Source organism: Azospirillum tabaci, assembly GCF_014596085.1.
Lineage (GTDB): Bacteria > Pseudomonadota > Alphaproteobacteria > Azospirillales > Azospirillaceae > Azospirillum > Azospirillum tabaci.
This window is the reverse complement of the sequence record NZ_JACCJY010000001.1, coordinates 248841-271528: the sequence shown is the minus strand read 5'-3', so window position 1 is coordinate 271528 and position 22688 is coordinate 248841. Positions and strand designations below refer to the sequence as shown.

Below are 22688 nucleotides of genomic sequence, written 5' to 3'. Positions count from 1 at the left end.
GTTCGGTTTAGAACTTGCCCTCTTCATAGTCGCGGTAGGCCTGCATCACCTCCTCGCGGCTGTTCATGACGAAGGGGCCGCCCCAGGCCACCGGCTCGCCGATCGGCCGCCCGGAGAGCAGCAGGAAGCGCGCACCCGAAGGGCCGGCGGTGATCTCCGCCCGGTCGCCATCGCCCAGCACCAGCACCCGCGGGCCGCCCAGCCGGACGGAGCTGCCGGGCGCCACCACCGATCCCTCGAAGACCACCAGCGCCGCCGCATGACCGGCGGGCACCGGCTCGGAGAAGGCCGCACCGGCCGGCAGGGTGACGTCGAAGTAGCGGGCCTCCGTGGGGCCGCTGCGCACCGGGCCGGCGGTGCCGTTGCCAGTGGTGCCGGCGATCACCGTCACCGTGGTTCCGTCTTCGCGCGTCTCGACCGGAATGCGGTCGGCGGCGAACTCCTGATAGGTGGGGTCGCTCATCTTCAGCCGCGCCGGCAGGTTGATCCAGAGCTGGAAACCCTTCATCAACCCTTCGGTCTGCTCCGGCATCTCGGAATGGATCACGCCGCGCCCGGCGGTCATCCACTGCACGCCGCCGGTCTCGATCACACCCTCATGCCCGTGGTTGTCCCAGTGGCGCATGCGGCCGGCCAGCATGTAGGTGACCGTCTCGAAACCGCGGTGCGGGTGGTCGGGGAAGCCGGCCAGATAGTCCTGCGGCGTGTCGGACCCGAAGTAATCCAGCATCAGGAAGGGGTCGAGCATGCGCAGGCGCGGGGTGCCGACCATGCGGGTCATGCGCACGCCGGCGCCGTCGGACGCTTCCATGCCTTCGACGGCGGTCAGGACGGGGCGGACGGTTTCGGCGGTCATCGGACGCTCTCCTCAGGCAACATCGCTGAGAGAGAGGTATTCTTTCCGGAGCGCCGGATAAAGCCCCACCGCCGCTCAACACTGTTGCGGCGGAGGCAACAGCGTCATTCGTCCGTCTGGCCGGGGCGGGAGCGGCTGATGGAGAGGCTGAGCAGGATCACCGGCACGATGCCGACCGCCACGATGGCCAGCGCCCCGGTGGCGGCCTCGGTCAGCCGCTCGTCGGAGGCCAGCGTGTAGACGCGCACGGCCAGCGTGTCGAAGTTGAAGGGCCGCACGATCATCGTCGCCGGCAGCTCCTTCATCACATCGACGAAGACCAGCAGGCCGGCGGTCAGCAGGCTGCCCCACATGATCGGCGCGTGCACCCGGACCAGCGTACGCCCCGCCGTGTGGCCGAGCACCCGCGAGGCGAAGTCCATCGTCGGGCGGATCTTGCCCAGGCTGGCCTCGATCGTGTTGAAGGACACCGCCAGGAAGCGGACGAGATAGGCGAACAGCACCGCTGCGATGGTGCCGCTCAGCAGCAGGCCGGTGGACACCCCGAAGGTCTGGCGGAAGAAGGCGTCGACGGCGTTGTCGAGATGGGCGAAGGGGATCAGCACGCCGACCGCGATCACCGAACCCGGAATGGCGTAGCCCATGGCGGCGACGCGCACCGCGCCCTTCAGCAGCGGCGTCGGGCGCAGCCGCTGCCCGTAGGCCAGGACCAGCGCCAGCGACACCGCCAGAACCGCGGCCAGCGCCGCCAGCGTGAAGCTGTTGCGGGCCAGCGTCAGGAACACCGGCCCGAAGGCCTGATCCCCCGCGGTGACCGCCATGCGGACCAGCAGACCGGCGGGCAGCAGGAAGCCGAGCAGAAGCGGCAGCCCGCAGGCCGTCATGGCGGCCGCCGCGCGCCACCCCTTCAGCTCATGCTTGGGCAGGCGGCGGTAACGGGTGGTGGTGTGGTGGTAGCGGGCCTGCCGGCGCGACCAGCGTTCCATCAGCACCAAGACCAGGACGAACATCATCAGCACGGCGGCCAACTGTGCCGCGGCCACCGGTTGGCCCATGGCGAACCAGGTGCGGTAGATGCCGGTGACGAAGGTGTTCACCGCGAAATACTGGACCGTGCCGAAATCGGCCAGCACCTCCATCAGCACCAGCGCGAGGCCGGCGACGATGCTGGGGCGGGCCAGCGGCAGCGCCACCGTGAAGAAGCTGCGCCACGGCCCGCGGCCGAGCGTACGGCTGACCTCCAGCACGCAGACGGACTGTTCCAGGAAGGCGGCGCGCGACAGCAGATAGACGTACGGGTAGAGCACCAGCGTCATCATCAACGCCGCTCCCTCGAGCGTACGGATGTCCGGAAACCAGTAATCCCGGCGCGACCAGTGGAAAACCTCGCGCAGCGCGGTCTGCACCGGGCCGACGAACTGGAGCAGGTCGGTGTAGACGTAGGCCATGACGTAGGCCGGAACCGCCATCGGCAGCAGCAGCGCCCATTCCAGCACCCGGCTGCCGGGGAACCGGCACATGGTGACCAGCCAGGCGGTGCCCACCCCGATGACCAGCGTGCCCACCCCCACCCCGAAGACGAGGCGCACGGTGTTCAGCAGATACTCCGCCAGCACCGTCTCGACCAGATGCTGCCACACCCCGTCCGTCGGCACGAAGACGCGGCTGATCACCGCCAGCACCGGCAGGGCGACCAGCGCCGCGATCACCAGCGTCGCCAGCGTCCAGCCGCTGAAACCGACGCGATGCCACAGGGAGGAATAGGAGCCGGCGGCCTGAACCGGGCCGCCCGGTGTCGGAGCGGGGGTTTGAAAGGTGTCCGTCGTCAAGGCCGGATACGCCCATAGGGATGTGTCGAACGGGAGCCCTATGGTCTCACACTGTGCGAATAACTCGCAATGACAACATGCCGCATCCCTTTCCCGTGAGGGTATGACAGGGATGCGGCCGCTGTTTGTGGTTACTTGGTGCCGAACATGCGGTCGCCCGCGTCGCCCAGGCCGGGGACGATGTAGGCGTTCTCGTCCAGATGGCTGTCGAGCGAGGCGGTGAAGACCTTCACCCGCGGGTGGGCCGCGGCGAAGACGCGCATGCCCTCGGGCGCCGCCACCAGCGCCATGAAGCGGATGTTCTCGTCGTCCACGCCGTGACGGTTCAGCACATCGCAGGCGTGGACGGCGGAATTGCCGGTCGCCAGCATCGGGTCCACGACGATGAACAGGCGGCCTTCCGCCTCCGGAAGCTTCACCAGGTACTCGTGCGGCATCTTGGTGTCGTGGTCGCGGTAGAGGCCGATGTGCCCCTCGCGCGCCGACGGCACCAGCTCGTGCAGGCCCTGCGCCATGCCGAGTCCGGCGCGCAGCACCGGCACGATGGCGAGCTTCTTGCCGGCGATGACCGGCGCGTCCATGGGCTGGAGCGGCGTGTCGATCCGCTCGGTCGTCAAGGGCAGGTCGCGGGTGATCTCATAGCCCATCAGCAGCGAAATCTCGCGCAGCAGGGTGCGGAAGCCGCCGGTGGAGCGTTCCTTGGCCCGCATCAGCGTCAGCTTGTGCTGGATCAGCGGGTGGTCGAGGATGAACAGGTTGGGAAATTCGGAATTGGTGCGCATGGATCTCGTGCCGCGGCCTGTATAGGCCCCGATCCTAACCCGGCGGACCCGCTTCGGCCAAGCCGCCCTTAAGCGATGCCGCCGGATGCGCCCACAATTCCCCTGTTCCGAAACGGAAAGGACTCATCGGCGTGTCGGCGCCGCATCCAAGGGTTGGTCCAGCCCGTAGCGGACCACGCGGTTGCGCCCGCTGTTCTTCGCCTGATAGAGGGCGCGGTCGGCGCAAACGATCATCTCGTCGACCGGCAGCGCCTCTGCCGCCTCGACCAGCCCGAAGGAGGCGGTGACCGCGATCCTCCGACCGTCCGGCAGCGTCACCGGGGTCCGCGCAAGTTCGCCGCGCAGCCGCTCGATGACCCGGAATCCCTCGCCCAGGCCGGTTTCCTTCAAGCAGATCAGGAACTCCTCGCCGCCCATGCGGAAAGCCTCGTCGAAGCTGCGGATGCCTCGGCTGATGGCGGCGGCGGTGGCGGCCAGGACGCGGTCGCCGATGTCGTGGCCATAGGTGTCGTTGATGCCCTTGAAGCGGTCGATGTCGCAGATGGCGACGCAGAAGGCGGGCCCGTTCCGGCGGAAGCGGTTGTGCTCGCGCTCCAACGCCTCCTGCATGCCGCGGCGGGTGCGCAGGCCGGTCAGCGGGTCCAATCCGCTCGCCGCGGCACCGAAGGCCCTCTCGACCCGGCGCAGGTGGAGGACGAACTCCTCGAAGCGGGCGATCACCCCTTCATAGTCGGCCTCGCTGGGGCTCTCGCCGCCGGCCGCCTTGAGCAGAAGCAGCTTGGCCTTGCGGTGCATCTGCTCGTGCAGGGTGACCAGCTTCTCCACGGCGGGCTGGTGGGCCAGATCGTCGGCGTTGACCGCCACGCACCACGCCGCGAAGGAGGCGGGGGCCGACACCCGCTCACCCCCCTGTCCGCCGCGGAAGAAGACTGCGCGGTGCCACTGCCCGATCCATCGCAAATGCTCGTCAAGCACGAGGCCGAGGCTGTCGGATGGCGAGCGTGTGTCGGACGAGTTGGTCATCGGGCTTGCAGGGCTTCCCTTCGGACACATCCACCGGTCGCGGCCAGCGGGTGCCAACAGTATCGCACGAAGTCATAACCCAGGTCCGCAACCCGGTCGTGCGATTAAGTTGTGCTCATCCGCCAAAAGGGAAAGCCCCGCGGCAACAACAAATTTTACTCAAATACCTCACCGCGACGAGACGTCACAGCCCGGCCACGCTGTCCAGGAAGCGGCGGATCAGCGCCGGGTCCTTGTGACCAGGCCGGTCCTCCACGCCCGACGACACGTCGAGCGCGCCGGCCCCGGTGGTCCACACGGCCTCCGCCGCGTTCTCCGGCTTCAGCCCGCCGGACAGCATCCAGGGCTTCGGCCAGCTCCGCCCGGCGAGCAGCGTCCAGTCGAAGGCGATGCCGTTGCCGCCCGGCAGGGCCGACACCTTGGCCGGCGGCTTGGCGTCGAACAGCAGCCGGTCGGCGACCTCGGCGGCCTCCAGCGCGGCAGCCAGATCCTCCGGCCCGCCGACCTTGATCGCCTTCATCACCGGGATGTTGAAGGCGGCCTTCACCTCGGCGATGCGGCGCGGCGTCTCCTTGCCGTGGAGTTGGATCAGGTCGAAGGGAACTTGGCTGACCACATGCTCCAGGAAGTCGTTTTCCGGATCGACGAACAGCCCGACCGTGCGCACGCCCGTTGGGACCAGCCGCGCCAGCTCCGCCGCCATGGACGGCGCGATGGAGCGCGGGCTCGGCGGGTAGAAGACGAAGCCGACATAGCGCGCCCCGCCGGCCACGGCGGCGTGCAGCGACAGGGGCTCGGTGAGGCCGCAGATCTTCACGCTGACGGGCATGGGGGCGGGTCCTTACAGTTCCGAAACGATGCGGCGGGCGGCGGCCTCCGGGTCGGTGTCGCCGGTGATCGGGCGGCCGATGACCAGATGGTCCGCCCCGGCGGCCAGCGCCTCGGCGGGGGTCATGACGCGCTTCTGGTCGTTGGCGGCGGCCCAGGCGGGCCGGATGCCCGGCACCATCAGGACGAAGTCCGGCCCGCAGGCCTCGCGGATCAGCGCCACCTCGGCGGGGGAGCAGACCACGCCGTCCACCCCGGACTCCTTGGCGAGCAGCGCCAGCCGCTTCACCTGGTCGGCCACCGGAACGCTCTGCCCGACGGCCTGGAGGTCGGCGGCGTCCATGCTGGTCAACACGGTGACCGCGAGGATCTTCGGACGGTCCGCGCCGGCACTCGCCGCGGCTTCCGCCGCCGCGCGCATCATCGCCGGACCGCCGGAGGTGTGGATGGTCAGGAAGGCGGGCTTCAGCGGCAGCGCCGCCCGGATGCCGCCCGCCACCGTGTTGGGGATGTCGTGCAGCTTCAGGTCAAGGAACAGCGGCGGGCCGTCCTCGCCGATCACCGCGCGGATGCCCGCCGGGCCATGGCCGATGAAGAACTCCAGCCCCAGCTTGATCCCGCCGACCACCCCCGCAATCCGCCGGCCAAGGTCGCGGGCGGTGTCGAGGTCGGTCGTGTCGACGGCGCAGAAGATGCGCGAGGCGGGCGCGATGCTGGGCGTGCTCATGGAAAAACGGCTCTCCGGACCCTGGAAGGTGGTGACGGGGCGCAGCCTAACAAGGGCGGGCGGCAATCACCAGACTTCCGGGGCCGGAAAGGGGTCAGGCCCGCTATTCGCGGTTCACATCGACGCGCCCGGTCGGCGGAGTCGCCGGGGTGCCCATCGGAGTCGCGGTCGGCGTCGCCGCCGGAGCGCCCGCTGCCGGATTAGCGCCCTGCGTGTTGACGTCGCGCAGCGAGGCGGCGGCGGCACGGCGGCGCTCCTCGGCGACCTGCGCGCTGTCGTAATCGGCGGTGGCGGCGTCATAGCCGCTCCAGCCGGCCTCGCGGTAGCCCTTCGCCCGGCCGGGGATGTCGACCGAGCCATGGCGCTGCATGACGGCCAGCGCGGAGTCGCACATCGCCTCCTCGACCCGGCCGACCAGCAGCACGCCGCCGCGGCGCACGCCCTCCGCGAAGACCTCCGCGTCCTCCCGCGTCACGCCGATGCCGGTCAGCATGGAGACGCGGCGGTCGCGGGCGTCGAAATTCGGGTCCTGCCCGAAATCGGCGGCGTGGCGCCAGCTTTCCAGCCGGTTCTCGGTGGCCAGACTGGCCGAGGAGCCCAGCTTCGCGCTGTCGGCGCCCACCATGGTGAAGTCCTGCCGAAGATTGGCGGTTTCGAGTTCGCTCAGCGCGCGTTCGGCGCCGGACAGGTCGTCGTACAGCGCGACAATGGTCTTCTTGTTCATGAGCCCGCTCCTGTGCTGGTCCGCTCCGGACGTGGTCCGGACTCAGAGGAAGAAATAGAGGAGGGCGAGAACCACCAGCACGACCAGCGCGATGACCCACCAGTTCATGGAGCCGGCCGCACCGCCCGTCGCCGCCCGGTTGCCGTCCGTGTCATAGACACCCACTTTGCGAGGTTCGTCGGCCATGGATGCGTCACTCCCTGTCGGTAAGGCTTCAGCCAACACAGGCTGATTGCCCTCTCAACAGGGGTGGAGCCGCACCGTTCCGCCGGCTCTCGGAGGGGCCGCGACGGGAGATCGCTCAGCGCCCGGCCGCCCAGTCCGGCAATTCGGACGCCCGCGCCGGATCGCCGATGGGATTGACGATCGCGGCGGCCAGGGCCTCGCCCAGCGCCGGGGCGAACTTGAAGCCGTGACCGGAACAGGCGCTCATCAGCCAGCAGCGGGCGGACAGCGGCTCGACCACGAAGCGCTCGTCGTCGGTCACCGTGTAGAAGCAGGTCGCCGCGTTGGCGAGGCTGTAGCGGTGCCCGTCCGCCAGCACCCGGCGGGCGCGGTCCAGCACGTCGCGCGCCTCGTCCGGATCGGGATCGCGGTCGGCATCCGGGTCGCCGACGCGCGAGAAGCGGTGGTCGCCCGCCTTCATCGTCGTGCCGGCCACCGGGGGAACGACGTAGACCCCGCTCTCCCCGTCCGCGTCGATCAGCATCGGCGCCGTCGCCCAGACGCCGCGCAGGCCCTCCGGCGGCATCAGATAGGCCACGACCTGCCGTGACGGGGTCAGGCGCGCCGCCGTCTCCGGCAGCAGCTTCGTCACCCAGGCCCCGGCGGCGACCACCAGCGCGTCCGCGCCGATGGTCCGGCGGTCGGCGAGTGTCACGGTGGCGCGCTCGGCGTCGATGGCCGTCACGGGGGCACGCGCGTGAACCGTCACCCCCAACGCGTTCAGATGGTGGCTGAGCAGCTCCACGATGCGCCCGGCGAGCAGCACGCCGCCCGACTCCAGATGCAGCCCCTCGGCCACCGCGTTGGCGTCGACCAGCGGGAACTCCGCGGCGATCTGCGCCGGAGTCAGGCGGCGGAAGGGGTGGCCCAGCGACTCCAGCACATTCACGCTGTCGGCCAGCCAACGCCGCCCGTCCTCCGCCGAGGCGGTGCAGAGCGTGCCGCTGGGGACGAGCAGCCGTTCGCCCAGGTCGCCCCACAGCCGCTCCCACGCCTGGAAGGCGGTGTCGGCCATGCGGGCGTAGCCGGCGCTGGCGCCGTAGGCGTGGCGGAACAGCCGGTGCTGGTCCACGGAGCTGCCGAAGGGGTTGGGCACCTGGCCCTGGTCGAAAACCGCGACCTCGTGTCCGGCGCGGGCCAGCGCCCAGGCCGTGCACAGCCCCATGATGCCGGCGCCGACGATGGTGATGCGGAGAGTCATGATGGGAGAACGCCTCAGCGGATCGTGTCGTTGTGGATCACCATCTCCACCGCCAGCTGGGCGGCGCAAAGGTCCTCCAGCGCGGTGCCGACCGACTTGAACAGGGTGATCTGGTCGTAGAAGCGGCGCCCGGCGCGCTGGCCGCGGGTCAGGTCGTAGAGGTCGCCGGCGATGTCCGCGTCGGTCAGGATGCCGGCCTTCATCGGCTGCACGATGTCCCCCGCCTCCGTGCAGGCCCCCTCGCGGGTGTCCACGAAGACGCGGGAGCGGCGGATGCAGTCGTCGTCCGCCTCGCGCATCTCCGGGGTGAAGCCGCCGACGAGGTCGAGATGCGCGCCCGGCTGAAGCCATTCGCCGCGGATCAGCGGCTCCTTCGCCAGCGTGGCGCAGGAGATCACCTGGGCGCCGCGCACCGCCCCTTCCAGGTCGGCCGTGGCCTCGATGCGGAATTTCGGGCGGTGGAAGCGGCTGGCCACCTTCTTCGCCTTCTCGAGGCTGCGGCCCCAGACCAGCACATGCTTGATCGGCAGGACGGTGGCGAAGGCCTCGATCAGCTCGGGCGCCAGCGCCCCGGTACCGACCATCAGCAACCGTTCCGAGTCGGGCCGCGCGAGATAGGAGGCGGCGAGCGCGGAAGCCGCCGCGGTGCGCCGCTTGGTCAGGGCGGTGCCGTCCAGAACCGCCTGGGGCATCCCCGTCTTGCCGTCCATCAGCAGGTACAGACCCTGCACCGCCGGCAGATCCTTCGCCCCGTTGTCGGGGAAGACGGTGACCACCTTGACGCCGATGGACTGGTTGACCTGCCACGCCGGCATCAGCAGCAGCGTGCCGTCGTTCTGGCCGTAGGTCCCGACCGTGTGGTGGTGCCGCATCGGCACCTCGACCCCGGCGCGGAAGGTCTGACGCATGCGTTCGATCAGCATGCGGAAGTGCAGGACGGACTTCAGCTCGGCTCCGGTGACGGTGCGCATCGGCGGCTCCCTCCACAGGTCCGGCAAAGCGGAACCCCCTCCCGCCCCCCGGCCGGACGGGGGGCCGAAGGGGTTACCGGCGGGCGGTCAGTGGACCGTGGTCGCCGGCAGGGCGGCGCCGGACCCGGTCACCGCGGGCAGACCGGCGGTGCCGGACACCGGACGGTTCATCTCGGCCAGACGCTTCTCCGCGGCGGCGGCGCGGGCCTGCGTCTCCTTCAGCTCGCGCTCCAGGTAGGAGACGCGGTCGGTCGAGCGGCGGGCGCGGCGGCGGTGGCGGCGCTGGGCGTTCCAGGCGACGATTCCGCCGGCCAGGAAGCCGATCACCAGCGCCACCAGCGTGGCGAGATAGACCGGAACCTCCAGCGTGAAGGGCAGCGGCCAGAGCGACAGCGTGACCAGGCCACGGTTGGAGATGGCGAACAGCACCGCGGCCAGCGCGATGGGAACGGCGATGATGAGGGCGATGAAACGCACGGGTGTGGTCCTCGTATCCATGATCGGTGGCCGGGGCAGCGCCGGGTCCGGGCCGATGAATCAGCGACGGGCTGTCAATGAACGGACATCATTCGTCGGTGTTCAAGCGCTCGCGCAACTGTTTTCCGGTCTTGAAGAAGGGGATCGCCTTCTCGCCCACCTCGACGGCTTCGCCCGTGCGCGGGTTTCGGCCGGTGCGGGCGTCGCGGCGCTTGACGGAGAAGGCGCCGAACCCGCGCAGTTCCACCCGGTCACCGCGGGCGAGCGCTTCGGATATCTCGTCGAAGATGGTGCCGACGATCTTTTCGATGTCGCGCTGGTACAGATGCGGATTGCGCTCCGCGAGCCGTTGAATCAGCTCTGATTTGGTCATGGCGATTCCGTTTCCCCCGGTTCGAGCGCCCTGCACCGCGCTCCTTGACCTGCGCGCAAGCGTGCCACCGGGTCCGGTGACCGTCAAGCTAAGCCTTTCTGCCGGAACCCTTTTCCCGGCAACGCTCCGGCTTGCCCGATCGCCGCCCGGAAAAAGGCCCGAAATACGATTAATCCGTCTTACGGATTGCCTTTGAGCGCACCATTTCCGATGAGTTGGTTGGCACGGTCCCTGTCGCCGGATACGGTTGGAGGTTCGCCATGACACACGCCCATCACACCGGCCCCGCCGATCCGCTGGCCGGCCTGCCTTACGCGGACCGCGTCCGCACCGTCACCACCGCCCAGGCGCTGGGCTGGCTGCGGGCGGGCTGGATGGACCTGCGGGCGTCGGGCTGGGTCAGCCTCGCCTACGGCGCCCTGTTCGTCGCCATCGGATTCGCGCTGACCGGCGGGTTGGTCCTGGCGGGGATGGCCTATCTGATCGCGCCGATGATCGGCGCCTTCCTGCTGATCGCCCCGCTTCTCGCGCTCGGACTCTACCGGATTTCCAAGGACGTCGAGGAGGGACGCCGGCCCAGCCTGTGGCGGGCGCTGACCGCGTGGCGGGCCAACCCCTACCACATCCTGACCGCCGGCCTGATCCTGATGCTCTATGTGATGATCTGGGCGCGGATGAACGTGGTGGCCTTCGCCCTGTTCTTCCCGCACGAGGCCATCGCGCTCGATCATTTCGTGGCGCAGATGTTCAGCCTGGACGGTCTGGTCTTCACCGCCTTCATCACGGCGCTGGGCTTCGCCTTCGCCGCCTTCGCCTTCATCACCAACGTCACCGCCCTGCCGATGATGATGGACCGCCCGGTGGACGCCTTCGCCGCGGCGCTGGCCTCGGCCATGGCGGTGCTGCGCAACCCGCGCGTCATGGCGCTGTGGGCCGGGCTGATCGTTCTGGTGACCGGCGCCGGGCTGTTGACCGGCTTCCTCGGGCTGGTCGTCGCCCTGCCCCTGGTCGGGCATGCGAGTTGGCCCCCCCCCCGCGCCCCCAAAAGGGGGGGGGGGGGGGGGGGAGGGGGGTTGAAAAAAGGAAAAACCCGCCGGGGGATGCCCGCGGCGGCTTTTTCTTTGGCGTAGGTACGGGAGACGGGCCCCCTCCCCGACCCTCCCCCGCTGACGCAGGGGAGGGAGATGGGAAGGACCTTACTCCTCGCCGGTCTGCTGCTTGCGCTTCAGAGCCGCACCCAGGATGTCGCCCAGCGAGGCGCCCGAGTCGGACGAACCGTACTCGGCCATCGCCTGCTTCTCCTCCTCCATCTCGCGGGCCTTGATGGACAGCGAGATGCGGCGGGAGCCGCGGTCGATCTGGGTGACCTTCGCGTCGACCTTCTCGCCGACGGCGAAGCGGTCCGGACGCTGCTCCGAACGGTCGCGGGACAGGTCCGACTTGCGGATGAAGCCGGTGTAGCCCTCGCCGACCGTGACCTCGATGCCACCGTCGGTGACCTGGGTGACGGTGCAGGTGACGACCTCGTTCTTCTTCAGGCCGGCCGTGGCAGCCTCGAACGGATCGTTCGCGAGCTGCTTGATGCCGAGGGAGATGCGCTCCTTCTCGACGTCGACGTCCAGGACCTTGACCTTGACGCGGTCGCCCTTCTTGTACTCGGCGATGGCCTCCTCACCCGACTTGTTCCAGTCGAGGTCGGACATGTGGACCATGCCGTCGATGTCGCCCGGCAGACCGACGAACAGACCGAACTCGGTGATGTTCTTGACCTCGCCTTCCAGCTCCGTGCCCGGGCCGAACTTGTCGAGGAAGGTCTCCCACGGGTTGTCCAGGCACTGCTTGAGGCCCAGGCTGATGCGGCGCTTCTGCGGATCGACGTCCAGGACCATGACCTCGACTTCCTGCGAAGTCGAAACGATCTTGCCCGGATGGACGTTCTTCTTCGTCCAGGACATCTCCGAGACGTGCACCAGGCCCTCGATCCCCGGCTCCAGCTCCACGAAGGCGCCGTAGTCGGTGATGTTGGTGACGCGGCCCTTGAACCGCGAGCTGACCGGGTACTTGGCTTCCACGCCTTCCCACGGATCGGCTTCCAGCTGCTTCATGCCGAGGCTGATGCGCTGGGTCTCCGGGTTGAAGCGGATGACCTGGACCGTGACGGTCTGGCCGATCTGCAGGGCCTCGGACGGGTGGTTGATGCGGCGCCACGCGATGTCGGTGACGTGCAGCAGGCCGTCGACGCCACCCAGATCCACGAACGCGCCGTAGTCGGTGATGTTCTTGACCACACCCTGCAGAACCTGGCCTTCCTTGAGGTTGGCCACCAGCTCCGAACGGGCCTCGGCGCGGCTCTCTTCGAGCACGGCGCGACGCGACACGACGATGTTGCCGCGCGAGCGGTCCATCTTCAGGATCTGGAACGGCTGCGGGGTGCCCAGCAGCGGGGAGATGTCGCGGACCGGACGGATGTCCACCTGCGAACCCGGCAAGAACGCCACGGCGCCCGACAGGTCGACGGTGAAGCCGCCCTTGACGCGGCCGAAGATGACGCCGGTGACGCGGGTCTGGTCCTGGAAGGACTTCTCCAGCAGCGCCCAGGCCTCTTCGCGCTTGGCCTTCTCACGCGACAGAACGGCTTCGCCGTTCTTGTCTTCCATGCGCTCCAGATACACCTCGACGGTGTCGCCCGCCTTCAGCTCGGGCGGCTGGCCGGCAACGGCGAATTCCTTCAGCGCGACGCGGCCTTCCGACTTCAGGCCGACGTCGATGGTGACCATGTCGTTCTCGACGGAGACGACGCGGCCCTTGACGACCGAGCCTTCGAGGGACTCGGCCGTGCCGAGCGACTCCTCAAGCAGAGCCGCAAAGCTTTCCTTCTCGCCGGTCCGGGCCATAGCTTGTGCCATTGAAACTCCTAAGGTTGGCCGAAAGCGATCCCGCCATGGTCCGTCCCGCGGCAAAACGGGCCGGCCCCCGATGGGACCACCGCGCCGGGCACCACGCCCGGCGACTTGGTTGACATGCGTTCCGTTGGAGGGCCGAAGCGCCCGGACCCTGATGCTCAGACCTTGGGGCCGAAACCGGTTTTCGTTCCGATAAAGGCGGTCGCCGCTGCGAACGCCTGGTCGGCGTCGAGGGCGGAGGTATCAAGCACAAAAGCGTCGGCAGCCGGCAGGAGCGGTGCTACCGTCCTCTGGCTGTCGCGCGCGTCACGGGCCTTCATGTCCTCCAGGACGTCGGACGGTATAGCCGGAATCCCGCGTTCCCGCAACTCCTTGAGTCGCCGCTCGGCCCGCACCTCCACCGAAGCGGTAACGAACAGCTTGGCATCGGCGTTCGGGCATACGACCGTTCCGACATCCCGCCCGTCCAGCACCGCCCCCGGCGCGCCCCCGGGCGGAGTCGCGGCGAACGTCCGCTGGAATTCGAGCAGGGCGGCCCGCACCGCCGGCACCGCGGCGACCTTGGAGGCCGCCTGAGCCGCCTCGTCGCTGCGCAGGGCCGGGTCGTTCAGGATGCCGTCGTCCGGCCGCAGCGCGCGGGCGGCCTGCGCCGCCGCCTCCGCGTCCGCCGGGTCGCCGCCCGCGCGCAGGACACCGACGCCGACCGCGCGGTAAAGCGCGCCGGTGTCGAGATGCGCGAAGCCGTAGGCTTGGGCGACCCGCTTGGACAGCGTGCCCTTCCCCGCGGCGGCGGGGCCGTCGATGGCGATGACCAGACCCATCGTCCTCACGCCCCCGCGATCTTGGCGCCGACGCCGTTCATCAGAGCGACGAAACCGGGGAAGCTGGTGTCGATGAAGGCGCCGTCGTCCACCTGCACCGGCTCGGATGTGGCCATGCCCAGCACCAGGAAGCTCATGGCGATGCGGTGGTCCATGGCGGTGGCGACGGTGGCGCCACCCTGCGGCGGCTTGCCGGTGCCGTAGACGGTCAGGCTGTCATCGGCCCCGACCTCCACCTTCACGCCGCACTTGGTCAGCCCGTCGGCGACCATGGCGAGGCGGTCGCTCTCCTTCACGCGCAGCTCCTTCAGGCCGAGCATGACGGTGGTGCCCTCCGCGCAGGCGGCGGCGGCGGCGAGGATCGGGTACTCGTCGATCATGCTGGGGGCGCGGTCCGCCGGGACGACGATGCCCTTGAGCGGGCCGTGCTTCACCCGCAGGTCGGCCACCGGTTCGCCGGCCTCGTCGCGGCGGTTCTCGAAGGCGATGTTCGCGCCCATCTCGACCAGCGTGTCGTAGAGGCCGGTGCGGCGCGGGTTCATGCCGACGCCGGGCAGCAGCAGTTCCGAGCCGGGGCGCAGCAGCGCCGCGACCGCCGGGAAGGCGGCGGAGCTGGGATCGGCGGGCACGACGATCGTGCGCCCCGCCAGCTCCGGCTGGCCGGTGACAGACACGGCGAGCGCGCCGTCCTCCATCCGCTCGGTCGTCACGGTGGCGCCGAAATGGCGCAGCATCAGTTCGGTGTGGTCGCGGGTCGGCTCCGCCTCGATCACCGTGGTGGTGCCGGCGGTGTTCAGGCCGCAGAGGAGGATCGCCGACTTCACCTGGGCGGAGGCCACCGGCAGGCGGTAAATGATCGGCACGGTGCGGTCGCTGCCGACCACGGCGAGCGGCAGCCGCCCGCCGGACCGTCCGACGAAACGCGCGCCCATCTGCTCCAGCGGGCCGGTCACGCGGGCCATCGGGCGCTTGTTCAGCGAGGCGTCGCCGGTGAAGACGCAGGTGATCGGGTGCGACGCGACGAGCCCCATCAGCAGGCGCGCCGCCGTGCCGCTGTTGCCCATGTCGAGCACCTGCGACGGCTCGCCCAGACCGCCCAGGCCGACGCCGCGCACGCGCCACACGCCGTCCCCGCCGCGCTCCGCCTGGGCGCCCAGCAGGCGCATGGCGGCGGCGGTGTTCAGCACGTCCTCCCCTTCCAGCAGGCCGTGGATGACGGTCTCGCCCACCGCAACGGCGCCCAGCATCAGCGACCGGTGCGAAATGGACTTGTCGCCCGGCACGCGGATGGTGCCGGCCAGCGCGCCGGTGGAGGATGAGCGAAGCGGCTTCGCCTGCAGCATGGGAGGGCTCCCCAGACAAGAATGTGACCAGGGCGGAGTACCTAGCACAGCGGGACCAGCGATGCGAGCGACGCGCGGCTCCCGCAGGGCGATTGGCTGAAAGCCGCGCGCAGGCAATGCGGGCAAGAATCGACACGGATTTCACGGATTGAAACCGGATTTCCCGGAACCGGGCGGGTGGGCGCAGCGCAGCGTCCCGTGATCGGCAAAGATCCGCTAAATCCGTGTCGATCCTGTCTCCCAAAGCCGCGACCGAACCGTTCGAACGTGCCCCTGACCGCTCCCGCGATCAGTCGCCGACCGCCACCCCCTCGCGCCGGGTGTCGGCGCCGCCGGACAGCCCCTGGCCGGTCACCACGATCGCCTGGGTGCCGGAGGTCAGCTCCATCGCCCTGACCGTGTGCCCCCGCGCCTCCAGCGCCGCCTTCCAGCCCTCCGCCTCGGTGCCCTGCTCCAGCTCGGTCGGGCCGTTGCGGCTGCCGAAGTTGGGGGCGTCCACCGCCGCCTGCGGGTCGAGGCTCCAGTCGAGCAGGGCGACCAGCGTCTTGCCCACGTAGTTGATGATGTTGCTGCCGCCCGGCGACCCCACCGAGGCCACCAGGGCGCCGTCGCGGAAGACCAGCGTCGGCGCCATCGAGCTGCGCGGCCGCTTGCCCGGTTCCACCCGGTTGGCGACGGGCTTGCCGTCCTCCGTCGGGGTGAAGGCGAAATCGGTCAGCTCGTTGTTCAGCAGGAAGCCGCGCACCATCAGGCGGGAGCCGAAGCCGTCCTCGATGGTGGTGGTCATGGCGACGGCGTTGCCCGCCCCGTCCACCACGGAGATGTGGCTGGTGCCGTGCTCCTCGGCCTCGGCGAAGCCCCAGGCGCGGCCTTCCCGGAAGGGCGGCTCGCCCGCCTGCGCCTTGCCCATGGACCGCTCGCCGATCAGGGCGGCGCGGCTCGCCAGATAGCCGCGGTCGAGCAGCCCCTTCACCGGCACCGACACGAAGTCCGGGTCGGCCAGATAGAGCCCGCGGTCGGCGAAGGCGAGGCGCCCGGCCTCCGACATCCAGTGCGCCGCCAGCGCCGGATCGCCGCGGGTGGCGGCCATGTCGCGGCCCTCCAGGAAGGCCAGCGTCTGCAGCACCGCGACCCCGCCGGAGCTGGGCGGCCCCATGCCGCACAAGGTGTAGGCGCGGTAGGGGCCGCAGACCGGCTCCCGCTCCTTGACCCGGTAGGCTTTCAGGTCCGCCTCGGTCATGTCGCCGGGGTTGGTGGGGTGGCCGGTCACCGCCTTGACGAGGTCGGCGGCGATCGGTCCCTCGTAGAAGGCGGCGGAGCCCTTCTCCGCGATGGCGCGCAGGGTCGCCGCGAACTCCGGATTCTTCAGCACATGGCCGACCGGCCAGGGCGTGCCGTCCGGCTGGTAGAAATAGGCGCGCGCCGTGGGGTTGGCCGGCAGGTGCTTCTCCATCGCCAGCTGGCCGTTCAGCCGCGGACTGACCGTGAAGCCGTTCTCGGCCAGCGCGATGGCGCGTTCGAACAGGCGGGGCCAGGGCAGTTTGCCATGCGTCCGGTGGGCGTGCTCAAGCAGCATCACCGTGCCCGGCACCCCGACGGACCGCCCGCCGACCACCGCGTCGTACAAGGGCATCGGTTTGCCGTCCGCCCCCAGGAAGCGCTCAGGGGTCGCCGCGGCCGGCGCCGTCTCGCGCCCGTCGAGCGAGGTCACCGCCTTCGTTGCGGCGTCGTAATGGACCAGGAAGGCGCCGCCCCCGATGCCGGAGCTTTGCGGCTCCACCAGATTGAGGACGAGTTGCACGGCGATGGCCGCGTCCACCGCGCTGCCGCCTGCGCGCAGGATCTCCCGCCCGGCCTCCGCCGCCAGCGGATTCGCGGCGGCCACCATGTGGCGCGTGGCGGTGTCGAGGCTGCGGCTGCCGCGTCCGGTCGCGCGCTCCGGCGCCACGTCACCCGCGGCGGAGGGACCGGCTGTGGAGGGCGACGTGGAGGGCGACGTGGAGGGCGACGTGGAGGGCGACGTCTGGGCCAGGGCCTCCAGCGGCAGCGCCGCCAGCAGGCCGGCGGACAGCAGCGCCCGCCAGCGCCGGGACAGCAGGATCGGCATCGGATTCCTCCCCCATCATCATGGTATCCTTGTCGGCGGCCCGGAGGACCACCGCAGGGTGAAGTTTGGCACCGGCCGCCGGCCCCGCCAGTTTGCCGGCGACATTCAGCGAACTTTTTTTTGACAAGCGCCCGCTGGCGTGGCAAAGGGCGCGGCTTGTAATTCCCGAATTGGGCATTCCCTAGGAACGTGACGGAGGACGAGGCGTGGCCAAACCCGAATGGGGCGTCAAGCGCATCTGCCCGAGCTGTGGCGCGCGCTATTACGATCTGCGCAAGGACCCGCCGGTGTGCCCGAGCTGCGGAGCGCAGTTCGATCCCGAGGCGTTGCTGAAGTCCCGCAAGGCGCGCCCGGCGCCGGTTGACGATGTCAAGAAGGCCCCGGTGGTCTCCTCGGAGGACGAGGACACCGAAACCGAGACCGAGGACGAGGAATCGACGGAACTCGACGAGGTCGAGGACGATGTGTCCGTCGACGACATCGAGGAAACCGACGAGACGCCCGAGGACGAGGACGATGTCCTGATCGAGGACACCTCGGAACTGGGCGAGGACGACATGGACGAGGTCGTCGACGTCGAAGGCGAGGATGAGGAGGAGCGCTGATCGCGCTCCCCTAGGAAAGACGGGTGCGGCGGGGCGGAAAAAAGGTGGATGGGGCTGAATTTTTCTCTTGCATCAGCCCCCCGTCCTGACCAATATCCCGCTCCACCGAGGCTGGCCGCAAGGCTCGCCGCCCAGAGTTTCGGGGCCATAGCTCAGCTGGGAGAGCGCTACAATGGCATTGTAGAGGTCAGGAGTTCGATCCTCCTTGGCTCCACCAAACACCCGAAGGGCCTGCGCAGCACCGCGCAGGCCCTTCGGCGTTTCGGCTCTGGTTTTCCTTCCCGCCCTCTCGCCGCCACCGTCTTGACAGGCGTCAAGGAACGCTCTTTGGTCGGGCGGCACCGTCGGCTTCCGCCGATTCCCGTTCCCTCCCGCTTCGGACACGCCATGGCCGACATCCTGATCGCCAACACCCTGACGGGCGACACCACCCTGGGCGCGCTGAACGCCGTCGATCCGGACGCCGTGGGCCGTCTGGCGCAGATCCACCCGGTCTTCAACCCCGGCGTCGGCGTGCCGGACAGCGCCAGCCTGGGCGATCTCGCCAAGGCCACCGGCATCCCGCTGGACGTGCTGCTGGCCACGGCGCGCGGCGCCATCCACGTCACCGCCCCGGCCGGCGGCTGCGGGTGCGGAAGCGGCGGCTGCGGCACCCCCAAGCACTGAACGCTTTCCCCCCTCCCATTCGCGGCGCCGGTTCCCACCTGTTGGTGGCACCCACCATTGGGAACGGGCTTCGGGAACGGGAGGACAAGCATGACGACGGCGCCAACATCGACCGAGTCTCCGGACGGCTGGCTGGAAACGGTGGTCGTTCCACGCACCAGCGACATCGGCGGCTTCGAGGTGCGGCGCGCCCTGCCCTCCGTCCGCAAGCGGATGGTCGGGCCGTTCGTTTTCCTCGACCAGATGGGGCCGGCCATCCTGAAGGCCGGGGCGGGCATCGACGTGCGCCCCCACCCGCACATCGGGCTGGCCACCGTCACCTACCTGTTCGATGGCGAGATCCTGCACCGGGACAGCCTGGGCACCGTCCTGCCGATCCGGCCGGGGGCGGTGAACTGGATGACCGCCGGGCGCGGCATCGCCCATTCCGAACGCTCCGCCACCGACGAGCGCGGGCGCGACCGGCTGCTGTCGGGCATCCAGTCCTGGGTCGCCCTGCCGAAGACCCATGAGGAAACCGACCCCGCCTTCGTCCATCTTGGCGCGGACGAGCTGCCGGTGGTCGAGGGCGAGGGCAAGCGGCTGCGCGTCGTCGCGGGCGAGGCGTACGGTGTACGTTCGCCGATGAACACGCTGTGGGACACGCTGTACGTCGATGCCTCGCTGGACGCCGGCGCCCGCCTGCCCATCGACCGGGAGACGGAGGAGCGGGCGCTCTACATCGCCGACGGCACCGTCACGATTCACGGCGACCGCTTCGAGTCCGGGCGTCTTCTGGTGCTGCGCCCCGGCGACGCGGTGACGGTGGAGGCCGAAACCGCCGCCCGCCTGATCCTGCTGGGCGGCGCCGTGATGGACGGCCCGCGCCACATCTGGTGGAACTTCGTCTCCAGCCGCCAGGACCGCATCGAACAGGCCAAGGCCGAATGGAAGGCCGGTCGGTTCGACGCCGTTCCCGGCGAGACGGAGTTCATTCCGCTTCCGGAACGGTAAAGCCGAGCGCCGTCAGTGTCTCCCGCACCACCGGATCGGCCAGCGCCGCCAGGAAGCGGCGAACCGCCGGCCGGTTCCGGCGGTCGTTGGGGATCACGAAGTCGTAATGCTCCGCCTGCAAGGGCAGGAAACCCAGCCCGTAGAGGGTGGCGACGCTTTCGATGGCGACGCCCCAGTCGGCGCGCCCCTGGGCCACCGCCACCGCCACGGCGTTGTGCGACTTGGCCTGCGACCAGTAGCCGGCGGGGCGTGCGGCCCCCAGCAGCCGGTCGGTCAGGATGCGCGTGCCGCTGCCGGCGTTGCGGTTGACCAGGATGCAGTCGGGGTCCTGCGCCGCCGCCACGCCGGCCTCCTCGGCCGTTTTGCCTTCGAAACGAACATCGCCCTTGCGGAAGACGATGCCCTGAAGACGGCGGTAGCCGGTCACGAGGCCGAGCGCCGGGGTCAGGAAGGGGTGGTTGTACTCCCCGCTCTTCGGGTCCATCAGGTGGATGGCCGCCACGTCGCATTCACCCCGCCGGGCGGCGGCGAGGCCGCCCATCGAGCCGACGTTCAGCGCCTTGACCGTCAGCCCCTCCCCGACCAGATGGCCGGTGATGGCGTCCAGCCCGACGCAGTGGCTGCCGATCACGATCAGGTCGGCGGGGCGGGTGTCGCGGCCGATGCGCTGGACCGACACCGGGGTGCCGGCCTCCACCGCCTCGGCCTGCGGGTCGATGGCGATGAAGCCGTCCGCCGCGCTGAAGGCGGTCACCGCGCCGGAGCCCTTGGACAGCGGATAGGCCGCCAGCCCGCCGTCCGCCCCGCGCACCAGAGAGACCATCACATATTCGGTCCGGCCCCGTTCCGATCCCAGCCGCATCGGCACCGTCGCGTCCACGCTCTCCTTCGCCGCGGGCGGCAGGCCGGCCAGCGCGCGCAGCACCGGGGCGACGAACTCGTGGAAGGTGAACATGGCGGAGGTCGGGAAGCCGGGCAGGATCACCACCGGCTTGCCCTTCGTTACGGCCAGGCACAAAGGCTTGCCGGGCTTCAGCGCCACGCCGTGCGCAACGATCCCGGGGTCGGTCAGGCGGCTGATGATGCGGTAGGACAGGTCGCCCGCTCCCTTGGACGTGCCGCCCGACAGCAACAGCGCGTCGCAGGCCAAGCCTTGCTCGACCAGCGGGGCCAGCTCCGCCTCGTCATCGCGGGCGATGCCCAGCCGGACGGGCTCCCCGCCCAGCTCCTCCACCGCGGCGGCGAGGATGGCGGCGTTCGAGTCATAGACGGCGCCGGGCCGGATCGGCTCGCCGGGGGCGACGATCTCGTCGCCGGTGGACAGGATGGCCACGCGGGGACGGTGGACCACCGACACCTCGGCCCGCCCGATGGCGGCCAGCACGCCGATCTCGCGGGAGGTCAGCAGCTGCCCGCGGCGCATCACCGTCTCGCCGCGCCCGATGTCCGACCCCGCGGCGGCGACGAAGGCGCCGGGCACCACCGGCTTGCGGATCTCCACCAGAAGGGCGTCGCCCTCCTCATGCGACTCGGTGTGCTCGACCATCACCACCGCGTCGGCGCCGCGCGGCAGCATGCCGCCGGTGGCGAGCACCGTGGCCGTGCCGGGGGCGACGGTCAGCGATGGAACCCGCCCGGCGGACAGCACCTCCTCGTTCAGGCGCAGCACGACCGGCGTGTCCTCGCCCGCCCCCTGGGTGTCGGCGGCGCGCACCGCGAAGCCGTCCACCGAGGAACGGTCGAAGCCCGGAACATCGACCTCCGCCACCACGTCGGCGGCCAGCACGCGGCCCAGCGCGGCGCCCAGCGGCACCGTCTCCGCCCCCTTGGGCGTCAGGTCGAGATGGCGGCGGAAGCGCGCCTCGGCCTCGTCGCGGCCCACCACCTCCAGAAACTGCTCCTGCCGGGCCGCCTGGGCGACAAATCGCCGGATGTCCTGGTTGGACACGCCCTTCCCCCCTTACTCGATGCCGTTCAGAGACTTGTACCGTCAAAACAGCGCAGGGTCACCGTCGCCCCCGCCGGGACGCCCTCGCTTTCCGCCGGGATCAGCACGAAACCGTCGGCCAGCACCGCCCCGGCCAGACCCGGCCGGTGCGGGGAGGCGACCGGCTCGACCATTCCATCCGCCGTCCGGCGCACGCGATACAGTTCGGTGCAGCCGATCTCCGACACCAGCTTGCGCACCGCCACGGCGGGGACCGCCGGATGCGGCAGCGCCGGGTCCCGCCCGGCCAGACGGCGCACCGCCCGCCCGGCCAGCAGCTCGTACGCCGTCAGGCAGGCCATCGGTTCGCCGGGCAGCAGCAGGGCGGGCACGCCGCCGGCCTGCCCCAACGCCGCCGAATCGCCGGGGCGCAGGGCCACGCCGTGCAGGGCGAGTTGCCCCGCGTCGGCCAGCGCCAGGGGGGCCACGTCGTCCTCCCCCACCCCGGTGCGCCCGGCGGAGATCAGCAGGTCGGCGCCGGGGGCCGCGTAAACGGCGGCCAGGGCGGCGCGGTCCGCCGGCAGCGGCCCCACCAGCTCCACCACACCGCCATCCCGCGCCACCAGCACGGTCAGCATGGCGCCCAGCGTTTCGGGGCCGGAACGCGGCCCCCCGGCCAGCACGACGCGCACCCGCGGGCGGGCACCGACGCGCAACGTCCCGATCCCCAGCGCGGCGAGCAGCCCAAGGTCCTGCGGGCGCAGCCGGTGTCCCGCCTTCATCAGCACCGTCCCGGCGCGCAGACCGTCGCCCCGCCGCTCCACCCCCTCGCCCGGAGCGGCGCTGCCCAGCGCCTCGACGAAGGGGCCGTCGGCCAGCATGGCCTCCACCGGCAGGACCGCGTCGGTCCCCGGCGGCATCGGCTCGCCCACCGCGACCGTCACGGCGCCCGGCAGCGGAACCGGGTTGTAGGAGCCGGCTCCCAGCGTGTCTCTGGAAGCCACCGCCACCCCGTCGCGGGCGGCGCGGTCGGCGGGCGGCCAATCCCCCGGCACGGTCAACGGCGCGGCGAGAACCACGCCCTCCGCCAGCATGGCGGAGAGGTCGGCGAGAGCCACGGCGCGCGGCGGCAAAGGGGTGACGGCGGCGTCGATCCAGCCTTCCATCACCGTCAGGGAGGCTCGACTGGAAAAGCCGCGCCCGCGCACGTCGGACGGAGTCGCTGCAAAAGGAAGCCGGTCCCTGGTCGCGCTGTCGTCTCCGGCTCTGGCCGCGGTCATGGCTGCACCCGTAATGCCTCAGGTCGG

At 70.4% G+C, this 22688-nt stretch carries 22 protein-coding genes and 1 tRNA gene; 5 read left to right on the top strand and 18 right to left on the bottom strand.

All coding sequences use genetic code 11. The features are described 5' to 3' along the window. Positions 1-7 precede the first annotated feature (7 nt). The 12 genes from H0B54_RS01275 to ihfB form a co-directional block, all read right to left on the bottom strand. Positions 8-856, bottom strand: a complete 849-nt coding sequence (locus tag H0B54_RS01275) for a pirin family protein (RefSeq protein ID WP_188258929.1) — start codon at positions 854-856, stop codon at positions 8-10. 104 nt (positions 857-960) lie between these two features. Further along, complete coding sequence (locus H0B54_RS01270; RefSeq protein ID WP_188258928.1) at positions 961-2685, bottom strand: ABC transporter permease; 1725 nt, start codon at positions 2683-2685, stop codon at positions 961-963. 131 nt (positions 2686-2816) lie between these two features. After that, positions 2817-3467: a uracil phosphoribosyltransferase gene (gene upp / locus H0B54_RS01265; RefSeq protein ID WP_094301708.1), complete on the bottom strand. Its 651-nt coding sequence runs from the start codon at positions 3465-3467 to the stop codon at positions 2817-2819. Positions 3468-3590: 123 nt separating this feature from the next. Then, the gene (locus H0B54_RS01260) at positions 3591-4490 is read right to left on the bottom strand and encodes a diguanylate cyclase (protein WP_188258927.1); all 900 of its coding nucleotides are present in this window, start codon (positions 4488-4490) and stop codon (positions 3591-3593) included. Positions 4491-4674: 184 nt separating this feature from the next. Continuing rightward, entirely contained in the window at positions 4675-5319 is a 645-nt protein-coding gene (locus H0B54_RS01255) for a phosphoribosylanthranilate isomerase (RefSeq protein WP_188258926.1), read from the bottom strand. A gap of 12 nt (positions 5320-5331) precedes the next feature. Next, complete coding sequence (pyrF, locus tag H0B54_RS01250) at positions 5332-6045, bottom strand: orotidine-5'-phosphate decarboxylase (protein ID WP_188258925.1); 714 nt, start codon at positions 6043-6045, stop codon at positions 5332-5334. A 103-nt stretch (positions 6046-6148) separates the two neighbouring features. Then, the gene (locus H0B54_RS01245) at positions 6149-6769 is read right to left on the bottom strand and encodes a hypothetical protein (protein ID WP_188258924.1); all 621 of its coding nucleotides are present in this window, start codon (positions 6767-6769) and stop codon (positions 6149-6151) included. A 42-nt stretch (positions 6770-6811) separates the two neighbouring features. Next, positions 6812-6955, bottom strand: coding sequence for a hypothetical protein (locus tag H0B54_RS01240; RefSeq protein ID WP_172428316.1), 144 nt, complete (start codon positions 6953-6955; stop codon positions 6812-6814). A 115-nt stretch (positions 6956-7070) separates the two neighbouring features. Further along, complete coding sequence (locus H0B54_RS01235) at positions 7071-8195, bottom strand: NAD(P)/FAD-dependent oxidoreductase (RefSeq protein ID WP_188258923.1); 1125 nt, start codon at positions 8193-8195, stop codon at positions 7071-7073. A gap of 14 nt (positions 8196-8209) precedes the next feature. Then, on the bottom strand, positions 8210-9166 hold the full coding sequence (gene lhpI / locus H0B54_RS01230; RefSeq protein WP_188258922.1) for a bifunctional Delta(1)-pyrroline-2-carboxylate/Delta(1)-piperideine-2-carboxylate reductase: 957 nt from the start codon (positions 9164-9166) through the stop codon (positions 8210-8212). An 87-nt stretch (positions 9167-9253) separates the two neighbouring features. Then, complete coding sequence (locus H0B54_RS01225) at positions 9254-9643, bottom strand: lipopolysaccharide assembly protein LapA domain-containing protein (RefSeq protein ID WP_094301702.1); 390 nt, start codon at positions 9641-9643, stop codon at positions 9254-9256. A gap of 88 nt (positions 9644-9731) precedes the next feature. Next, positions 9732-10016: an integration host factor subunit beta gene (gene ihfB, locus H0B54_RS01220; RefSeq protein WP_014239239.1), complete on the bottom strand. Its 285-nt coding sequence runs from the start codon at positions 10014-10016 to the stop codon at positions 9732-9734. Between the two features lie 260 nt (positions 10017-10276). Between ihfB and H0B54_RS01215 the strand changes: the two genes are divergently transcribed. Continuing rightward, entirely contained in the window at positions 10277-11146 is an 870-nt protein-coding gene (locus H0B54_RS01215) for a DUF2189 domain-containing protein (RefSeq protein ID WP_246472200.1), read from the top strand. Positions 11147-11212: 66 nt separating this feature from the next. Here H0B54_RS01215 and rpsA read toward each other — a convergent pair whose 3' ends face one another. From rpsA to ggt, 4 genes are all read right to left on the bottom strand, one after another. Beyond that, complete coding sequence (rpsA, locus tag H0B54_RS01210) at positions 11213-12922, bottom strand: 30S ribosomal protein S1 (RefSeq protein WP_041810874.1); 1710 nt, start codon at positions 12920-12922, stop codon at positions 11213-11215. Positions 12923-13077: 155 nt separating this feature from the next. Then, entirely contained in the window at positions 13078-13740 is a 663-nt protein-coding gene (gene cmk, locus H0B54_RS01205; protein ID WP_188259182.1) for a (d)CMP kinase, read from the bottom strand. Positions 13741-13745: 5 nt separating this feature from the next. Beyond that, on the bottom strand, positions 13746-15083 hold the full coding sequence (gene aroA, locus H0B54_RS01200; protein ID WP_188258921.1) for a 3-phosphoshikimate 1-carboxyvinyltransferase: 1338 nt from the start codon (positions 15081-15083) through the stop codon (positions 13746-13748). Between the two features lie 289 nt (positions 15084-15372). Next, positions 15373-17190, bottom strand: a complete 1818-nt coding sequence (gene ggt / locus H0B54_RS01195) for a gamma-glutamyltransferase (RefSeq protein WP_188258920.1) — start codon at positions 17188-17190, stop codon at positions 15373-15375. 206 nt (positions 17191-17396) lie between these two features. On the opposite strand from ggt, the gene H0B54_RS01190 reads away from it, so the two are divergent. The 4 genes from H0B54_RS01190 (at position 17397) to H0B54_RS01175 (ending at position 19454) form a co-directional block, all read left to right on the top strand. Continuing rightward, positions 17397-17795 (top strand): TIGR02300 family protein, encoded by a 399-nt coding sequence (locus H0B54_RS01190; RefSeq protein ID WP_014239233.1) that lies wholly within the window; start codon positions 17397-17399, stop codon positions 17793-17795. Between the two features lie 141 nt (positions 17796-17936). Beyond that, positions 17937-18012, top strand: a tRNA-Ala gene (locus H0B54_RS01185). 170 nt (positions 18013-18182) lie between these two features. Further along, positions 18183-18461 (top strand): hypothetical protein, encoded by a 279-nt coding sequence (locus H0B54_RS01180; RefSeq protein ID WP_094301662.1) that lies wholly within the window; start codon positions 18183-18185, stop codon positions 18459-18461. Between the two features lie 90 nt (positions 18462-18551). Then, positions 18552-19454 (top strand): pirin family protein, encoded by a 903-nt coding sequence (locus H0B54_RS01175; RefSeq protein ID WP_014239231.1) that lies wholly within the window; start codon positions 18552-18554, stop codon positions 19452-19454. Here H0B54_RS01175 and H0B54_RS01170 read toward each other — a convergent pair. Both H0B54_RS01170 and H0B54_RS01165 read right to left on the bottom strand, forming a co-directional pair. Continuing rightward, positions 19432-21402 (bottom strand): molybdopterin biosynthesis protein, encoded by a 1971-nt coding sequence (locus H0B54_RS01170; protein ID WP_188258919.1) that lies wholly within the window; start codon positions 21400-21402, stop codon positions 19432-19434. The genes H0B54_RS01175 and H0B54_RS01170 overlap by 23 nt on opposite strands. Before the next feature lie 26 nt (positions 21403-21428). Further along, a complete protein-coding gene (locus tag H0B54_RS01165) occupies positions 21429-22661 on the bottom strand; it encodes a molybdopterin molybdotransferase MoeA (RefSeq protein WP_188258918.1) in 1233 nt (410 codons plus the stop codon). Between the last annotated feature and the right edge of the window lie 27 nt (positions 22662-22688).